Genomic DNA, 17,550 nt, shown 5'->3' with positions numbered 1-17,550 from the left:
TCCTTGTCAGGTCGTCACTGTCGGCGCGTCGCGCCCCGTGCGTGCGCGGATCTGCGCCAGTTGCTCGGCCACGGCGATCAGTCCCGCCAGCGCTTGCTGCGCGGGGATGGCATGCTGCGCGGGATCGGCTTCGTAGCGCTCCAGGTACAGGCGCAGGGTGGCGCCTTCGGTGCCCGTGCCGGACAGGCGCAGCACGATGCGCGCACCGTCCCTCATGATGATGCGGATGCCCTGCTGCGTCGCCACGGAACCGTCGACGGGGTCCGTGTAGCTGAAATCGTCGGCCAGCGCCACCGTATAGCCATTGACCACCTGGCCCGGCAAGGCGGCCAGTTGGCCGCGCACGGCCTCCATCAGCTGCGCCGCAGCGGCGCTGTCGATGTCTTCGTAATCGTGGCGCGAATAATAATGGCGGCCATAGGTGGCCCAGTGCGCGCGCACGATCTCTTCCACCGATTGTTTTTTCTCTGCCAGCAGGTTGAGCCAGAACAGCACGGCCCACAGGCCATCCTTTTCGCGCACGTGGTTCGAACCGGTGCCGTAGCTTTCTTCGCCGCACAAGGTGGCCATGCCGGCATCGAGCAGGGTGCCAAAGAACTTCCAGCCCGTCGGCGTCTCGTAGCACGGGATGCCCAGCGCGCTAGCGACCCGGTCGGCGGCGCCCGACGTCGGCATGGAGCGGGCGATGCCCTTCAAGCCGGCGCGGTAGCCGGGCGCCACGGTGGCGTTGGCGGCCAAAATCGCCAGGCTGTCCGACGGCGTCACGTCGAAGCGCCGGCCGACGATCATGTTGCGGTCGCCGTCGCCGTCCGAGGCGGCGCCAAAGTCCGGTGCATCATTGTCACCATCTCCGGCCGCCATGATGGAAATCAATTCCTGCGCGTTGACGGGATTCGGGTCCGGGTGGCCGCCGCCGAAGTCTTCCAACGGCACGCCGTTGATGACGCTGCCCTTCGGTGCGCCCAGCATGCCTTCCAGGATGGCCGTCGCATACGGGCCGGAGACGGCGTGCATGCCATCAAAGCAGATGCGCAGGCCGCCCGCGAACAGGGCGCGAATGGCGTCGAAGTCGAACAGCTGCTGCATCAGTTCAGCGTAGTCAAGAACCGGATCGATCACCTCGACCGTCATCCGCTCGATGCGCACCGAGCCCAGTTTATCGAGGTCGATGTCGGCCGCGTCGCTGATGCGGTATTCGACGATGCCTTGCGTGCAGGCGTAGATGGCCTCGGTGACCTTTTCAGGCGCCGGGCCGCCAGTGGCGATGTTGTACTTGATGCCGAAATCGCCATCGGCGCCACCGGGATTATGGCTGGCCGACAGGATGATGCCGCCGCTGGCGCCATGCTTGCGGATCACGCAGCTGACGGCTGGCGTCGACAGGATGCCGCCCTGCCCCAGCAGCACGCGCGCGTAGCCATGCGCGGCGGCCATGCGAAGCACCGTCTGGATGGCCGCGCGGTTGTAAAAGCGGCCGTCGCCGCCCAGCACCAGGGTCTGGCCACGGCAGTCGCCGAGCGTGTCAAAAACGCTCTGCACGAAGTTTTCCAGATATTGCGGTGCACTGAAGACAGCCACCTTCTTGCGCAAGCCTGAAGTGCCGGGCCGCTGGCCTGCCATCGGCGCCGTATTGATAATTTGAATAGCCATGTTGCCTCCATATTAACTCCGATGGTAACGCATGCCAGGCGAGTGGCAAAGCGTTGTACGTCTGCCACGGTGCACCAAGCCACTTAGCGCTACCTCCCGGCATGCCATATAATGAGAATCATTCTCATATGCGGCATTCCTGGCTGCGGACTCATACATCGGACGCCGTGGTTGCACGCTATTACCAAGAACTGTTGAACTTTTGCTGGCGCAGCTTGCGCAACCGCGAGGCCGCTGCCGACCTGGTGCAGGAAAGCTATGCGCGCGTGCTGGCCGAAGCGGCCGTGCGCGAACCGCGCGCGCTGCTGTACCGCACGGCGCGCAATCTGCTGATCGACCAGCACCGGCGCGCGGCCCTGCGCCAGCACGAGGCGCTCGATGCCTTGCCGGAAGCCGCGCATCCGGCCGCGCCGCGCCATTTGCAGCCGGAGCAGGCGCTGGAAAGCAGCCAGGACTGGCAAGCCTGCGTGGCCGCCATCGACGCCTTGCCGCCCCGCTGCCGCGACGCCTTCGTGCTGCACGTCTTCGAGGAATTGCCGCACGCGCAGATTGCCGCGCGCATGGGCATTTCCATCAGCATGGTGGAAAAACATATCGCGCGCGGCATGCTCAGTTGCCAGGCGCAGTTGCATTCTTTGCGGGAAGCCACATAATGGCGCCCATGACCGCCCTCCCTCCCCGTCACGCTTTCGGCCCCTCCGCCCAGGACGAGGCGGACTTGCGCGAGCATGCCAACTTTGCCGCCACGCAAGCTCCGGTGGCGCTGGCGGCGGCCACCTGGTTCAGCCGGCGCGGCAACCTTGATGCGCAGCAACAGGCCGAATTTGCCGCCTGGCTGGCGGCCGATGCGCAGCACGCGCAAGCGTATGCGCAGCTAAAGGATACGCACCGCGTGGCGCGCCGGATTCCAGCACAGGTGGCCGCCCGCTGGGAAGTGCCCCGGGCAGCGCCAGCGCCAGCTCCCCGCCGCCCGCTTCTGCGCTCCCTGCGCGGGCTGCCATATGCGGCCGCCGCCATACTGCTGCTGAGCGTGGGCGCGGGCGGCTACCAGTGGTGGCAGCAGCAAGCCGTGTTCAGCCAGTCGTATGCCACCATGCGCGGCCAGCGCCTGGCCGTCGCCCTGCCCGACGGCAGCAAGGTGCAGCTCGATACAGCCACGCAATTGCACGTCACGCTATACCGCCAGCGCCGCGAAGTGCGCCTGGCGCACGGCGAAGCGCTGTTCCAGGTGCAAGCGAAGCAGGGCCAGCCTTTCGTTGTGCTGAGCGGCCCTGTGACGGTAACGGTGGTGGGCACGCAGTTTTCCGTGCGCAATACCCTCAAGCACGACGGCAAGCTGCGCGTGGCCGTACAACATGGCCATGTGCGCGTGACGGGCGCAGGACAAGACCAGGTCGACCTGCGGGCCGGCCAGGGCGTCAGCAGCGATGCCGGCGGCCGCCTGTCCGACGTCGCCAGCCTGGCACCGGACAGCGTGGCGCCCTGGCGCACAGGCAGGGTCACCTTCGACAATGTGCCGCTGGGTGCGGCGCTGGCCGAATTCGAACGCTATGGCGACACGGGCTTCGTCGTGCGCGATCCCGCCGTCGCGCAGCTGCGCATTGGCGGCAGCTTCAGCCTGACCCAGCTCGGCCGCTTTGCCGCCGCCCTGCCCCAGCTGCTACCCGTGCAGATCGTGCGCAGCGGCGGCGCCAACGAGATCCGCATGGCGGCAAAAATGCCTGCACAAGCCCCTGCGATGCGGCGGCCTGAAAAATAAATGCAAATAGTTCGCATTCGCAGGTGAGGATTATGTCCACTGCCGCGTCTACCAAGTTAATCGACAACACATTAACCTGGAGAAATGCAACATGTGGTCCCCCCGCCTCAATCTGACACCCGCCCCCTTCGCCCTGGCCGCCATGCTGGCCCTGGGCAGCATTTCCCTGGCACAGGCGCAAACGGCGCCCACCGTCAAACTGGCCATCGCCACCCAGCCGCTGGGGCAAGCCCTGAATGAGCTGGCGCGGCAAGCCAATTTGCAACTGCTGTTCGCACCCGAACTCGTGGCCGGCAAGACGGCACCGGCCGTCAGCGGCACGCTGAGCGTGGCCGACAGCCTGGAACGCCTGCTGGCCGGCAGCGGCCTGGCAGCTGCCATCGACGGCAACAGCGTCATCATCCGCCCCGCGCCCGCCGCCACGGGCAAGGTGGCGACCCTGGCGGAAATCACCGTCAGCGCGCGCCAGGAGGCGACGCTCGATACTGAGCTGACCAAGTCGTATGCGGCGCAAGCGGTGAGCATCGGCAAGGGCCGGCAAAGCCTGCGCGAAATTCCCCAGTCCGTCTCCGTGCTGACGCGCCAGCAATTGAACGACCAGAATTTGCTGAGCCTGGACGACGCCATGCGCGGCGTGACGGGCATCACCGTCGAAGCGAGCAGCACGGGCGGCAACCACGGTAACTTTTATTCGCGCGGCTATGCGCTCGATGCGGTGCAGGTCGATGGCGTGATGACGCCCGCCAGCACGGGCAACGACCTGTCGGCCGGCTTCGGCCTGGCCATCTATGACCGGGTGGAAGTGCTGCGCGGACCAGCCGGCCTGTTCCAGGGCGCGGGCGACCCGGGCGGCACCATCAACCTGGTGCGCAAGCGCGCACGCGACACTTTCGCCGCCAGCGGCGTGCTCAGCGCCGGTTCTTGGGACCGCTACTATGCGGAAGCGGACGTCACGGGTCCTCTGAGCGTGGACGGCAAGGTGCGCGGCCGCCTGGTGGCCGCCTACGAACACCGGCGCTCCTTCGTCGACCACGTGTATGCGGAAAAGCCCTTGCTGTACGGCACCGTCGCCGTCGACGTGGCACCGGGCACCGTGCTGACGGGCGGCGTCACCTACCAGCAATACAAGGGCCGTCCCGCCTTCGGCTTGCCCGCGTATGAAGACGGGCGCCTGCTCGACGTGCCCCGCTCCACCTACCTCGACCCGGCCTGGAACCACATCACGGAAAAGATCACGGAATACTTTGCCGAGCTCGACCATAAACTGGACAACGGCGGCCAGTTCAAGGTAACTGCCCTGTACCGCGAGCAGGACGAACCGTCGCGCAATTTCGGCTGGTCCGACTGCTCGGCCGATCCCGTCACGGGCGACAGCTGCCTGATCAGCTGGAACTACCGCAGCCACTGGAAGACGCAGGGACTGGATACCTACCTGGCCACGCCCTACCAGGCGTTTGGCCGCAGCCACGACCTGATCGTGGGCGCCGACTACCGCCAGGTGCACAAGAATTTCCAGTATGGCGGCGGCGACGGCGCGCCGATCAATATCTTTCACCCGGACAACAATATCGCCCAGCCCAGCGACACTTTTTCCAATGGCAATGACAACCGCAGCAAGCAGTTCGGCCTGTACGCGCGCACCCGCCTGCAGGCGACGGAGCGGCTGGCCGTCAACCTGGGTGGACGCCTGACGCACTGGGATAACCATACCGTCAACCGCAACGCGTACTTCAAGCAGTTCACCGATATCAGCAACACCATCAAGGCCAAGTTCACGCCGTACGCGGGCCTGGTCTACGAGCTCGACAAGCAAGTATCGGCCTACGCCAGCTACACGCGCATCTTCTCGCCCCAGACCACCACGGACGCGGCAGGACAAACCCTGAAACCGCGCACGGGCCAGCAATTCGAACTGGGCCTGAAGGCGGAGCTGTTCGACAAGAACGTCAACGCGCATGCGGCCCTGTTCCGCATGGAAGATGAAAACCGCGTCATGCCCGATCCGGCCAACCCGCTGTTTTCCATCGGTGCGGGCAAGATGCGCAGCCAGGGCATGGAAGCCGAGCTGAGCGGCAGCCCCCTGCCGGGCTGGAACATCATGAGCGGCTATTCCTACACCAGCACGCGCACCCTGGAAGGCAGCGACGACCAGAAGGCGCAGCTGTACTCCTTCATCGCGCCACGCCATAACTTCAACCTGTGGACCAATTACCGGCTGGCCGGCGCGCTCGATAAGATCAGCGTGGGCGGCGGCTTGCGCAGCGTCAGCAGCATGTACCGCTTGAACGGCCCCGTGAAATTCGAGCAGGGCCCCGTCACCACGGTGGGCTTGCAGGCCGGCTACCGCCTCAGTCCCAAGCTGGAGCTGTCGCTGACGGTGAACAATCTGTTCGACAAAAAATACTACACGCGCGTGTGGGCCGCCTATGGCTCGAACTTCTATGGCGAACCACGCAACGCCATGCTGACCCTGCGCGGCCAGCTGTAAACGCCCGCGCTTGCGCGCTTGCACGGCCGCCGCGACAGTACGGTGGCCGTGCTCGTTTACAACATCGCACTCTTGCATGTCTCGCAACCCCGCACTATAATAAGAATAGTTCTCATTCACATTTAAACTCCCACCAGAGTCCGCACGCAGTCGCCTGACGGATGCGCGGCTGGATGACACGCTGCGCCAGCCAGGCATCCCCGCCAAGCAAGCCTTCCATACCAAAACGCCAGCCGCTCGACGGTGGGCACACGAGAAGAAGGATGTTTCATGGCGCGAGTACGTTCGCTGGCTGGCATGGTTGCCGGCCCGTTTACCCCACCGGTTTCCCACCTTGCCCTGCGTCCGCTGGCCATCGCCGTGCATTCGGCATTGCTGGCGGCAACACTGGGGAGCAGCGTGGCTGTGGCTGCCGATACGCCGGCCACGCCCGCTGAAACCACCTTGAGCGAGATCAAGGTGCTGGGCCAGCAAGACAAGGCGGCGACGGAAAACACGGGTTCCTACACGACAAAACAGATGGCCACGGCCACGCGCCTGGGCCTGTCGATCCGCGACACGCCGCAATCGATTTCCGTAGTGACGCGCCAGCGCATGGATGACATGGGCCTGAACAGCCTGGCCGACGTGCTGGTGCAGTCGACGGGCGTGACGGTGCAGGAACTCGATAGCGAACGCATCAGTATTTCAGCGCGCGGCTTTTCCATCGGCAATTACCAGATCGATGGCGTGGCCGTCAATTCAGGCGCCAACGGACTGTTCGACACGGCCGTGTATGACCGCATCGAAATCGTGCGCGGCGCCACGGGCCTGGTCAGCGGCAATGGCGACCCGTCGGCCACTGTCAATATGCTGCACAAGCGCCCCGGCAAGGCATTGGCCGCCTCTGCCGGACTGACGGTGGGTTCATGGAACAAATATCGGCTGGAAGGCGACATCAGCGGACCGTTGAACGCGGACGGCAGCATCCGCGGGCGCGCCGTGCTGGTGGGACAGAACCGCCATTCCTATCTTGACGTCTACAAGGAGCGCAAGGTGGTCGCCTCCATGCTGCTGGAGGCGGACTTGACGGCTGATACCATGCTGACGGCCGGCATCGACTATCAAAAAAACACGCCGAAAGGCACGAGCTGGGGCACCACGCCCCTGTTCTTCAGCGATGGCACGCCGGCCAACATGCCGCGCTCGTTCAACATGGCGGCCAAGTGGAGCAGCTGGGAGCGCGAATTCCAGAACAGCTATGTCTACCTCGACCACCGCTTCGCCAACGACTGGAAGATCCGGGCCGCCTACGGACGCCTCGACAGCTCCTGGGACGGCAAGCTGTATTTCGGTGGCGCGGAATATCCGCGTCGCGACGGCTCCGGATTGAAGGTCTGGAGCGGCGCCTTCCCCTACGAAGAAAAACAGGACAATCTGGATATTTCCGCCAACGGCACCTTTCCCCTCTTCGGCCGCCAGCATGACCTGGTGCTGGGTATCAATGGCTGGAAACGCACTGGCACGACGAAAGCGGCAGCACTGCGCAAGCCGCTACCGTTCTCGGAAGAGATCGCCGACTACCGCAACTGGACGGGCAACGTGCCTGAGCCCGATGTCATGTACACGGGCGCGCGCGGCGTCGTCACCACGCAGCAGACGGGTGCCTTCATCGCCACCCGCATCAATGTCACGGACAGCTTCAAGGTGCTGGGTGGCGCCCGCGTGAGCAAATGGAAGACCTACAAGGAAAACTACGATACCGGCAATGCCTACACGGGACGCACTGCCGCGTATGACACCAAGGACGTCGTCACGCCGTACGCGGGCGTGGTGCTCGACGTCAGCAAGAGCACCTCGCTGTACGCCAGCTATACAGACCTGTTCAAGCCGCAAAACCTGAAGGACAAGAACAACGCCTTCCTTGACCCGATCACGGGCAGCAACGTGGAAGCGGGCGTGAAGAGCGAATTCTTCGACGGCGCCGTGAACGCCTCGTTCGCCGTGTATGAAGCCAAGCAGGACAACCTGGGTGAAGAAGATGCGTCCGTGCCGCTGAACGTCTTGCTGCCGGACGGCAGCCGGCCCTATGTCTCAACGGGCAAGGGCACGAAGAGCCGCGGCTATGAGGCGGAAGTGTCGGGCAGCCCGATGACCGGCTGGCAGCTGTTCGCCGGCTACACGCACAACCGCTCGAAGGATGCCAAGGGCGTGCTGACCAACACCATCCAGCCGACCAATATGCTGCGCGTCTCGACCACCTACCGCCTGCCGGGCGAGCTGCAGAACCTGACCATCGGCGGCGGCTTGAACTGGCAGAACGAGATCTACACGACGGCCACCCTGCCAAACAAGACGAAGACGCGGGTCAGCCAGGGCAGCTACGCGCTGGCCAACCTGATGGCGCGCTACCAGATCAGCCCGAAACTGTCGGCCAGCCTGAATGTCAACAACCTGTTCGACAAGACGTATTTCCGCCGCGTGGGTTTCTATAACGGCGGCTACTACGGCGAACCGCGCAACGTGGCGCTGAACCTGCGTTACCAGTACTGACGCACGCAGTCCTTGGGAACCCGGCCGATTTTCCATTCACATAACAAGATAAGGGATACACCATGCACCTCACTTCCATCGCGCGCCTCGGCGCCCTCGCCACCGCCCTGCTGGGCGCGGCCATCGCTTCTGGCACGGCCAGCGCGCACCAGATCTGGCTGCAGCAGGACGGCAAGGCAGCCAGCGTGTACTTCGGCGAATTCGGCGACAACCTGCGCGAAGCCTCGCCTGGCCTGCTGGACAAGTTCAGCATCAAGAACGTGACATGGATATCGGCCAAGGGAGCGCAGGCGCTGCAGGCGAGCAAGACGGCCGGCGCCTTCATCCTGAATGGCAAGGTGGGCGCCGGCGAAAGCATCATCGTCGAGGAAGACAACTATCCGTCTTGGGAAGAAAAAAAGGATGGCAAGACCACGCGCACCGTGTGGGTGCCGGCCGCGCGCCTGGTCGCCGACGGCAAGGCGCAGGCGCCGGCGCTGACGCTGGACCTCGTGCCGACCGGCAAACCAGGCCAGTTCCAGGTCAGCTACCTGGGCAAGCCGCTGGCGCAAGCCAAAGTCAACGCCGTGGTGCAATCGGGCTGGGGCAAGGAAGCGTGGAGCGATGCGCAAGGCCTGGTCAGCTTCCCGCTACCATGGAAGGGAGCCTATGTACTGGAAGTGCAGCACACGGACAAGACGGCCGGCCAGCGCGGTGCGCAAGCCTATGACAAGGCCATGTTCGTGACCACCCTGAGCCTGCTGCAGCCGCAAGGCGTGACGCCGCTGCCGGCCGGCCCGGCCCTGCCACCGAGCAAGGATCACGACTGACCATGCAAGCCCCAGCCAATACCAAATCCACCAGCGCGGCTGAAAAAATCGCGCGCCTGCGGCTCTCCGCCGGTGCGGCCTATCGCCTCGGCGTGGCTTCGCGCAGCGTGGCCGCCATCGTTGGCGGCTACGTGCTGGCAGCGCTGGTCACCATGCTGCTGTCGGTGAGCCTGCCCATGGCCCGTTCCGAAGCCGTCATGACGGCCACCCTGCTGTCGTTTGCCATCTATACCTGCGCCGTGATATGGGTCTTCGCCACGCGCAGCGCCCTGCGCGCCTGGCTGGGCCTCACGATCCCCGCCGCCGTCATCGCCGCCATCCTGCAGTCGATGGATGCACTATCCTGGAGTCTCGCATGAAAGAAGGTTTCCGCCAGTCGATGGCATGGCTGCACACCTGGTCCGGCCTGCTCGTCTGCTGGATCTTGCTGCTGGTGTTTTGCGCCGGCACGGCCAGCTACTACCGCAATGAAATCACCGTGTGGATGCAGCCCGAGCTGCACGGCGCCGCCGCCAGCCAGGTGAGCACCGAGGAAGCGGCCAGCGTCGCGCAAAAAGCGATGGAAGAGCGGGCCACGGGCGCCACGCGCTGGTTCATCAGCCTGCCCGGCGAGCGCAATCCCGCCACGCAGCTGGGCTGGAGCAAGCCATCGCAACCCGGTGAAAAGAAACGCGGACGGCGCGGCAATTTTCATAGCGAAAAAGCCGACCCGGCCACGGGCGAGGTGCTGTCGAAGCCGCGCGAAACGCGGGGCGGCGAATTCCTCTACCGCCTGCATTTCGACCTGCACTACATTTCCGCCATCTGGGGCCGCTGGATCGTGGGTTTCTGCGCCATGTTCATGTTCGTCTCCATCATCAGCGGCATCGTCACGCACAAGCGCATCTTCAAGGACCTGTTTACCTTCCGGCCGAAAAAGGGCCAGCGCTCGTGGCTCGACGCGCACAATGTGACGGCCGTGCTGGCCCTGCCCTACCACATCATGATCACCTACACGGGACTGGTCACCTTGATGTTCCTGTACATGCCGTCCGGCGCCACGGCCGCCTACAAGGGCGACCAGGATGCCTTCTTCGCCGAAGCCTTCCCCGGCCGCTCGGGCGACAGCAAGCCGGCCGGCGTGGCCGCGCCGCTGACGCCACTGGCGCCCCTCGTGCGCCAGGCGGAACAGCACTGGGGTGGCGGCAAGGTCGAACGCATCTCCGTGAATCACCCGGGCGACGCCAACGCCACCATTTCGCTGACGCGTGCTGGCGGACGCGACATGTCGTCGAAACAGCCGTCGTTGGAATTCGATGGCGTCACCGGCAAGCTGCTGTCGACCGGTGGCGACGCGCTGCCCGGCGCGGCCGCCACGCAGGGCGTGATGGTCGGCCTGCACGTCGCGCATTTCGGCGGACCGCTGCTGCGCGCGCTGTTCTTCCTTTCCGGCCTGGCCGGCTGCGCCATGGTCGCCACGGGCGCCCTGCTGTGGGCCGTCAAGACGCGCCAGAAGCAGGCCAAGGCGCTGGCCGCCGGCAAGCGCGCCAGCTTCGGCCTGCGCCTGGTCGAAGCACTCAACATCGGCGCTATCGCCGGCATCCCGATCGCCTTCGGCGCCTACTTCTGGGCCAACCGCCTGCTGCCGGTCGGCATGGAAGAGCGCCCGCAAGAGGAAATCGCCTGCTTCTTCGGCGCCTGGGCCCTGGCCGCCCTCATCGCCCAGCTGCGTCCCTCGCGCGCGATGTGGCGCATGCAGCTGGCCGTGGGCGCCTTCCTGCTGGCATCGCTACCCGTGCTGAACGTCTTCACCACCGAGTCGCACCTGGGCGTGACCCTGTTCCTGGGCCGCGGCCCCGTGGCGGTGGCCTCCTTCGACCTGGTGGTGCTGATGCTGGGCCTGGGCCTCGCGTATGCGGCGTTCAAATTGAAACCGCTGCCCGTGAAGGCATCGAAAGCGCAAAAAACAAGGGACGCGGCCAAGCCGGCGACGACAACGATGGAGGCTGCGTGATGGAGCTGCTGTCGAACTTCCTCGTCTTCGCGCTGTGCTATGCGGGCCTGTCGTCGCTGTGCCTGGCGATGGATCGCCACTACGCGGACCTGCACGGACGCGGCGCCGAACCACCCGCACCACTGCGCCGCCGTTTGCAGTGGGCGGGCGCGCTGGCGCTGGCGGCCGCCCTGGCCTGGGCCATGTACATCGCCGGCGGCGGCTATGGCCTGGTCTACTGGGTCGGCAGCCTGACGGGCTGCGGCTTGCTGCTGATCTGGCTGCTGCCCTATGCGCCGCAACAGGCCATGCGCCTGGCGCGCGTGATCGGCGGCGCGGCCGTGCTGGCCGTCATCGCGCTGGCAGTGCTGTAGTTATCGTGGCCATGCCAGGCAGTCCGTTCGCGCCCTCTCCCCTGCTGCCCACGCTGCTGGAAAGCCATTACCGCGAACACCACGGCTGGCTGGCACACTGGCTGCAGCGGCGCCTGGGCAATGCTGCCGAGGCGGCCGATTTGATGCAGGATACCTTCGCGCGCCTGCTGGCCGGCGCGCCATTGCAGCCGCAAACGCCGGCCCTGCGCACACCGAAAGCCTACCTGGCGACAGTCGCCAAACATCTGCTGATCAACCACTTGCGCCGCCAGTCGCTGGAACGCGCGTGGCAAGACGCGCTCGCTGCCCTGCCCGAACAGCATATGCCATCGACCGAGCAGCGCGCACAAATCCTGCAGGCGCTGCAAGCGGTCGATGCCATGCTCGATGGCTTGAAACCGAAGGTGCGCGCCGTCTTCATCCTGGCGCAGATCGAAGGCCATGCGTATGCGGACATCGCCGCGCAACTGGGCATCGGCGAGCGCTCCGTGAAGCGCTACATGGCCGAGGCGCTGACCGAATGCGTGCTGCTGGCGCCGGACCTGCTGCCATGAGCGCGGCCGCTCCACCATCTCCTCTGCTGTCGCGCAAGGTGGCGCGCCAGGCTGTCGAATGGTATTTGCTGGAGCAGTCGGGCCAGGCCACGCCGGATGACCTGGCGGCGGCGGCCCGATGGCGCGCACTCGACCCGGAACATGCGCGCGCCTGGCACAGGGTGCAGCAGGTGAGCCAGACGGCAGGCCTGCTGCCGCCCTCGCTGGCCGTGCCCGTACTGCGCCGGCAGCAGCGCCGCGTGGCCATGCAGGTGCTGCTGGCATTGATGGCGGCGCCCGCCGCCTGGCTGCTGGTGCGCCATGAGATGCTGGCCGACTACCGCAGCGGCGTGGGCGAGCGGCGCGAAGTGTCCTTGCCCGATGGCGGCACCTTGGTACTCAACACGGACAGTGCCGTCGATGTGGCGTATGGCGCCGATGAACGTTTGCTGACGCTGCGCCGCGGCGAAGTACTGATACAGACGCGCCCCGACCACGCGGGCAGCCGCCCTTTCATCGTCACCACCTGCCACGGCCGCATCCGCGCGCTGGGCACGCGCTTCACCGTGCGCGTCGACGACGCTGGCAGCCGCGTGACGGTACTCGAACACGCCGTGGAAATTACGCCGCGCGCGCCCTCGGCCACCGTGCGCACGGTCATGACGGGCCAGCAAAGCCGCTTCGACGCCAGCCACGCCAACCTGCCCGCGCCGGCGCCGCTGCAGGCCGATGCGTGGGCGCGCGGCATGCTGACGGCACAGGACATGCGCCTCGATGCCTTCGCTGCCGAATTGTCACGCTACCGCCCCGGCCTGCTGCGCGTGGAGCCGCAAGTGGCGGGCTTGCGCCTATCAGGCGCCTTCCAGTTCGACGACACTAACGCCGTGCTGGAAAACCTCGCGCGCATCCTGCCCGTCGACGTGCTGTACCGCACCCCGTACTGGGTCACCCTCACGGCCCGCAAAAAATAATTGTGAAAAGTTGGCCCTTTTTTTCACCATGGTCTGTCCTGTGAGTATTGCAAAGACATTTTGCAAAGACATTTTGCAAAGACATTTGCAACGACATTTGCAACGACATTTTGCAACGACACTCCACGAAAAAGGCCAGACCATGCACCCACCCCGTTTGACTCCCCTCGCGCGCGCCATCGGCAGCGCTTTGATCCTGCTGGCGCTGGTGCAGGCGCCGGCCATGACGGCAGAACTGCCCACCGCGCCGGCCGCCGCACAAACGGCCTTTAACCTTCCGGCTGGCGAGCTGTCTGCCGCCATTGCCAGTTTTGCCATCGAGGCGAAGGTGAGCGTGGGCGCGGCGGCCGAACTGCTGCAGGGCGTGCGCACGCCGGGCCTGAACGGCAGTTACACGGTGCCGCAGGCACTGGCCCGCCTGCTGGCCGGCACGGGCCTCGATGCACTGCCCATCGGGGAACGTAGCTACGTGCTGCGCAAGTCGGGCGCTGCATCGCCCGCCGCGCCGATAGCCGCCACCCTGGACGAAGTGGCCGTCAGCTCCAGCGCCCTGCGCGACGGCACCACGGAAGGCAGGCGGAGCTACGCGGGCCTGACCAGCGCCACGCGTTTGAACCTGTCGCTGCGCGAAACGCCGCAAGCCGTCAGCGTCATCACGCGCCAGCAGATCGACGACCAGGGCTTGCGCACATTGCAGGATGTGCTGCTGCAGGCGCCCGGCATCACGGTCGACCATTCCTCGAGCACGCGCGAATACGACCAGGTGTTTTCACGCGGCTTCGAAGTGACCTCATATATGTTCGACGGCATCCCGACCAGCAAGAACCTGGAAGCGCGCACCTACGACATGGCCCTCTACGACCGCGTCGAAATCATCCGCGGCGCCACGGGCCTGATCAGCGGCACGGGCAGCCCGTCGGCAGCCATCAATCTGGTGCGCAAGCGCCCGGGCCGCAGCTTTGCCGCCACGGCCGGCGCGCAGCTGGGATCGTGGGACCGCTACCGCATCGAAGGCGATGTCTCGACGCCCTTGACGGCGGACGGCAAGGTACGCGCGCGCCTCGTCGCCGCGCATGAAGAGCAGCGCTCTTTCATCGACCGCTACCAGCAGAAAAAGGATGTGCTGTATGCGATCGTCGAAGCGGACCTGTCGCCCTCCACGGTGCTCAGCGCCGGCATCAACTACCAGAAGGAAAAGCTGAAAGGCGCAGGGCGCGACTTTCCCATGTTCTATGCCGACGGCTCGCAGACCCGCTTCCCCCGTTCGATGAACGGCACGGCTGCGTGGAGCACGTATGACCGCGAACAGAGCATGCTGTTCGCCACCCTCGATCATTATTTCGACAACGACTGGATGGCCAAAGTGGCCGTGAGCCGCAGCAGCAACCAGTACGACGCCTTGCAAGGCTTTTCCGGCAACGGCTACCCGGACCGCGTGACGGGCGGCGGCATGCAGCTGTGGCTGGCCAACTGGCACAGCAAGCCGCAACAGACCTCGCTCGACGCCTATGTCAGCGGCCCGTTCCAGGCCTTCGGCCGCAAGCACGAATTGGTGCTAGGCGTGAGCGCCTCGGAACTCAAGACGAATAGCCCCATCTATCCGGGCTGGCGCCTCGAAGGCTATGCCTATACGGTGCCCGATATCCACGCTTGGAATGGCGCCATGCCGGTACCCGACTACAGCGGCACGCGCCGGGGCAGCTCGTACGACAAGGAACAGGAAAGCGGCCTGTATTCGACCCTGCGCCTGCGCCCGACGGACGCGCTGTCGGTGATCCTCGGCGCGCGCCTGTCGTACTGGAAGCGCGACATCCGCAGCGATTATGTCAACGACACGGACCTGCACGACGCCATGCGCGAAAACGGCAAGATCACGCCGTATGCGGGTCTCGTCTACGACCTGGGCCGGCACTGGTCGGCCTACGCCAGCTATACCAGCATCTTCACGCCGCAAAGCCAGCGCGACGTCAACAGCCGCTTCCTGGCGCCGCTGGAAGGCAAGAATTACGAAGTGGGCGCGAAAGGTGAATTCTTCAGCGGCAAGCTCACCACCAGCGCCGCCGTCTTCCAGCTGAAGCAAGAAAACCTGGCCGAAGCCGATCCGGGCAATGTCTGGATCATCGGCACGGGCGGCGGCTCCTACGCCTACCACACGGTCAAGGGCGCCACCACGCGCGGCGTCGAGGCGGAAGTATCGGGCCAGCTGCGTCCAGACTGGCAACTGACGGCCAGCTATGCCTATAGCCGCATCCGCAATGCCGCCGGCGCGCGCATCCAGACCAGCCAGCCGCAGGGCATGGCCAAGCTGTGGACCACGTACCGCCTGGCGCAAGGCCTGCCTGGCCTGGTGCTGGGCGGCGGCGTGAACTGGCAAAGCGATATCTACATGGATGACCGCGGACCGAATGGCGAACGCTTCACGCAAAAGGCGTATGCTGTGGCGGGAATGATGGCGCAGTACCAGGTCAGTGCGCAGCTGGTGGCGACCTTGAACGTGAATAACGTCTTCGACAAAAAGTATTACTCGACGGGCATGGGCGGCTATTACGGCGACCCGCGCAACGCCATGCTGTCGCTGCGCTATCAGTTCTGAATGACTTCACTACTTTTGAGCACCATCTCGATGCCCTCGGGCGCCGTGGCGCGGCCCAGGTAGTAGCCAAACGCCTCGTCGCAGCCCATCTCGGCCAGCAGTTCCAGCTGCTCGCCGCTTTCCACGCCGCTGGCGATGGTGCGCAGTCCGAGCGTGCGCGCCATCGCCACGATGGCGCGCACCATGGCGCTGTCGCCACCGGGCTTGCCCAGGTCGTCAACGAAGCACTTTTCGATCTTCACGGCATCCGTGGGAAAGCGTTTCAGGTAATTGAGCGAAGCATCGCCCGTGCCGAAATCGCTGATGGCAATCGCCATGCCCAGCTGGCGGAACTGGCGCAGTATCAGTTCGCAGTTCTGGTTGCGCTCGATCAGGATGCCGGCGGCGATTTCCAGCTCGATGCAATGCCCCGGTACGCCGGCCGCCTCCAGCGCGGCGGCGAAATTGCGCGCGATATCGCGCTGGTAGAACTGGCGCGCCGACAGGCTGACGGACACCGTCAGCATCTGCCCCTGCGCGATCCAGCTGCGCGCCTGTTCCACCGCCGTGGCCAGCACCCAGGCGCCCACCGGCAGGATCAACGCACTTTCTTCCAGCACCGGCAAAAAATCGAGCGGCATCATCAATCCCAGTTCCGGATGCTTCCAGCGCAGCAGCGCCTTCACGCCCGTAATCCTGCGCGTCTTCAGGTCCATACGCGGTTGGTAGAACAGGGCGAATTCGTTGCGTTCGAGCGCATGGCGCAGGGCCGTCTCAAGGATGGTGCGCGAATACGACTGCGTCTGCATGCGCGCGGCATAGCGCAAACAAGTGCCCGGCGCGTGGCGCTTGGCCGCATACATGGCCAGGTCGGCCTTTTCGATCAGCGCATTGACATCGTCGTCATCGTCCGGGTACAGGGCCACGCCCACGCTGGCCGCCACCGACAAGCTGTATTCGCCGATGACGAAGGGGGCGGCGATGGCGGCGACGATTTTTTCGGCCACCCGCTCGGCATCGTGCGCCGTGCGCAATTCCGTCAGCAGGATAATGAATTCATCGCCGCCCTGGCGCGCCACCGTATCGACCTTGCGCACGCACTGCTGCACCCGGCGCGCGAACTCCGTCAGCACCTGATCGCCCACGTCGTGCCCCAGGCTGTCGTTGATGGATTTAAAGCGGTCGATGTCGACGAACAGCACGGCCAACAAGCCCTGGTGGCGGCGCGCGTAGGCGATGCCGTGCTCGAAGCGGATCTGGAAATGCAGCCGGTTCGGCAAACCCGTCAGACCATCGTGGTGGGCGATGAATTCCAGCTGCTGCTCGGCGCGCCGGCGGGCCGAGACATCGTGCAGCAGCAGCACCGCACCGCCCTGCGCCAGCGGCGCGCAGCTGTACTGCACGTCGATGCGCTTACCGTCGAGATGACGCAGCATCACGGCGCCGCGCGCCACCTCCAGCACTTCCTGCCGCGCCACGCAGTCGCGCACCTGGCGCGCTGCATCGACGGGCGTGCCGTCATGGAACAGCGGTAGCAACTGCGTCACGGGCTGGCCCAGACCATCGTCACCCAGCAAGCCACCCATGGCGCTGGCGCGGGGATTCAGGTACCGCACCACGCCATCGCGGTCGGTGCCGATGACGGCCGCCGGCAGCGCGTGCAGCAGCGCCAGCGCATCTGCCATCTGCTGCGCTAGCGCCGCCTGCAGCACCACTCCCGTCGCATGGTGCAAGCGCCACGTGCGCGCCGCCTGCCACTGGCAGGCCAGCAGCACGCTCAGCATCACGGCCAGGCCCAGGCACAGCGCCAGCAGCAGCGCCGTCATGCGTCACCCGGCAAGCGGGAAGTAAAGAACATGGTTTTCCTTTGCAACGCGCGCCATGCGGCCG

Annotated in this window: 13 protein-coding genes; 11 read left to right on the top strand and 2 right to left on the bottom strand. The window is 65.4% G+C overall.

Translation table 11 applies throughout. The features are described 5' to 3' along the window. Positions 1–6: 6 nt before the first annotated feature. Positions 7–1,650 (bottom strand): alpha-D-glucose phosphate-specific phosphoglucomutase, encoded by a 1,644-nt coding sequence (locus ACP7DE_RS07425; RefSeq protein WP_426071503.1) that lies wholly within the window; start codon positions 1,648–1,650, stop codon positions 7–9. 167 nt (positions 1,651–1,817) lie between these two features. On the opposite strand from ACP7DE_RS07425, the gene ACP7DE_RS07420 reads away from it, so the two are divergent. From ACP7DE_RS07420 to ACP7DE_RS07370, 11 genes are all read left to right on the top strand, one after another. Next, positions 1,818–2,303 (top strand): sigma-70 family RNA polymerase sigma factor, encoded by a 486-nt coding sequence (locus tag ACP7DE_RS07420; protein WP_426071502.1) that lies wholly within the window; start codon positions 1,818–1,820, stop codon positions 2,301–2,303. Between the two features lie 8 nt (positions 2,304–2,311). Then, the gene (locus ACP7DE_RS07415; protein ID WP_426071501.1) at positions 2,312–3,409 is read left to right on the top strand and encodes a FecR family protein; all 1,098 of its coding nucleotides are present in this window, start codon (positions 2,312–2,314) and stop codon (positions 3,407–3,409) included. A 91-nt stretch (positions 3,410–3,500) separates the two neighbouring features. Beyond that, a complete protein-coding gene (locus tag ACP7DE_RS07410; RefSeq protein ID WP_426071500.1) occupies positions 3,501–5,897 on the top strand; it encodes a TonB-dependent siderophore receptor in 2,397 nt (798 codons plus the stop codon). A gap of 270 nt (positions 5,898–6,167) precedes the next feature. Continuing rightward, a complete protein-coding gene (locus ACP7DE_RS07405; RefSeq protein WP_426071499.1) occupies positions 6,168–8,429 on the top strand; it encodes a TonB-dependent siderophore receptor in 2,262 nt (753 codons plus the stop codon). 62 nt (positions 8,430–8,491) lie between these two features. Further along, positions 8,492–9,238 (top strand): DUF4198 domain-containing protein, encoded by a 747-nt coding sequence (locus ACP7DE_RS07400; protein ID WP_426071498.1) that lies wholly within the window; start codon positions 8,492–8,494, stop codon positions 9,236–9,238. Between the two features lie 2 nt (positions 9,239–9,240). Further along, the gene (locus ACP7DE_RS07395) at positions 9,241–9,597 is read left to right on the top strand and encodes a DUF3649 domain-containing protein (RefSeq protein WP_426071497.1); all 357 of its coding nucleotides are present in this window, start codon (positions 9,241–9,243) and stop codon (positions 9,595–9,597) included. Next, positions 9,594–11,231 carry a PepSY-associated TM helix domain-containing protein gene (locus tag ACP7DE_RS07390; RefSeq protein WP_426071496.1) on the top strand — a complete coding sequence of 546 codons (1,638 nt, stop codon included), beginning with the start codon at positions 9,594–9,596 and terminating at the stop codon, positions 11,229–11,231. The genes ACP7DE_RS07395 and ACP7DE_RS07390 overlap by 4 nt, the downstream gene beginning before the upstream one ends. Continuing rightward, positions 11,231–11,584: a DUF3325 domain-containing protein gene (locus ACP7DE_RS07385; protein WP_426071768.1), complete on the top strand. Its 354-nt coding sequence runs from the start codon at positions 11,231–11,233 to the stop codon at positions 11,582–11,584. Before ACP7DE_RS07390 ends, ACP7DE_RS07385 begins: the two co-directional genes overlap by 1 nt. Positions 11,585–11,595: 11 nt before the next feature. Next, positions 11,596–12,138: a sigma-70 family RNA polymerase sigma factor gene (locus tag ACP7DE_RS07380; RefSeq protein WP_426071495.1), complete on the top strand. Its 543-nt coding sequence runs from the start codon at positions 11,596–11,598 to the stop codon at positions 12,136–12,138. Further along, positions 12,135–13,088 (top strand): FecR domain-containing protein, encoded by a 954-nt coding sequence (locus ACP7DE_RS07375; protein WP_426071493.1) that lies wholly within the window; start codon positions 12,135–12,137, stop codon positions 13,086–13,088. Before ACP7DE_RS07380 ends, ACP7DE_RS07375 begins: the two co-directional genes overlap by 4 nt. A 142-nt stretch (positions 13,089–13,230) precedes the next feature. Continuing rightward, positions 13,231–15,681: a TonB-dependent siderophore receptor gene (locus ACP7DE_RS07370; RefSeq protein ID WP_426071492.1), complete on the top strand. Its 2,451-nt coding sequence runs from the start codon at positions 13,231–13,233 to the stop codon at positions 15,679–15,681. Here the strand turns inward: ACP7DE_RS07370 and ACP7DE_RS07365 are convergent. Further along, positions 15,672–17,486 (bottom strand): putative bifunctional diguanylate cyclase/phosphodiesterase, encoded by a 1,815-nt coding sequence (locus ACP7DE_RS07365; RefSeq protein ID WP_426071491.1) that lies wholly within the window; start codon positions 17,484–17,486, stop codon positions 15,672–15,674. The genes ACP7DE_RS07370 and ACP7DE_RS07365 overlap by 10 nt on opposite strands. Between the last annotated feature and the right edge of the window lie 64 nt (positions 17,487–17,550).

Origin of the sequence: Janthinobacterium sp. DSP2-3-3, from assembly GCF_049897325.1 — a bacterium.
Taxonomy (GTDB): Bacteria; Pseudomonadota; Gammaproteobacteria; order Burkholderiales; family Burkholderiaceae_D; genus Janthinobacterium.
The sequence above is the reverse complement of the archived record's forward strand: the minus strand, read 5'-3'. Positions and strand labels throughout refer to the sequence as shown.

Coding starts and splice junctions, on each gene's coding strand:
- ACP7DE_RS07410 (WP_426071500.1), top strand. CDS start 3,501: ATGTGGTCCCCCCGCCTCAATCTGACACCCGCCCCCTTCGCCCTGGCC.
- ACP7DE_RS07375 (WP_426071493.1), top strand. CDS start 12,135: ATGAGCGCGGCCGCTCCACCATCTCCTCTGCTGTCGCGCAAGGTGGCG.
- ACP7DE_RS07370 (WP_426071492.1), top strand. CDS start 13,231: ATGCACCCACCCCGTTTGACTCCCCTCGCGCGCGCCATCGGCAGCGCT.
- ACP7DE_RS07395 (WP_426071497.1), top strand. CDS start 9,241: ATGCAAGCCCCAGCCAATACCAAATCCACCAGCGCGGCTGAAAAAATC.
- ACP7DE_RS07365 (WP_426071491.1), bottom strand. CDS start 17,486: ATGACGGCGCTGCTGCTGGCGCTGTGCCTGGGCCTGGCCGTGATGCTG.
- ACP7DE_RS07425 (WP_426071503.1), bottom strand. CDS start 1,650: ATGGCTATTCAAATTATCAATACGGCGCCGATGGCAGGCCAGCGGCCC.
- ACP7DE_RS07390 (WP_426071496.1), top strand. CDS start 9,594: ATGAAAGAAGGTTTCCGCCAGTCGATGGCATGGCTGCACACCTGGTCC.
- ACP7DE_RS07415 (WP_426071501.1), top strand. CDS start 2,312: ATGACCGCCCTCCCTCCCCGTCACGCTTTCGGCCCCTCCGCCCAGGAC.
- ACP7DE_RS07405 (WP_426071499.1), top strand. CDS start 6,168: ATGGCGCGAGTACGTTCGCTGGCTGGCATGGTTGCCGGCCCGTTTACC.
- ACP7DE_RS07400 (WP_426071498.1), top strand. CDS start 8,492: ATGCACCTCACTTCCATCGCGCGCCTCGGCGCCCTCGCCACCGCCCTG.
- ACP7DE_RS07380 (WP_426071495.1), top strand. CDS start 11,596: ATGCCAGGCAGTCCGTTCGCGCCCTCTCCCCTGCTGCCCACGCTGCTG.
- ACP7DE_RS07385 (WP_426071768.1), top strand. CDS start 11,231: ATGGAGCTGCTGTCGAACTTCCTCGTCTTCGCGCTGTGCTATGCGGGC.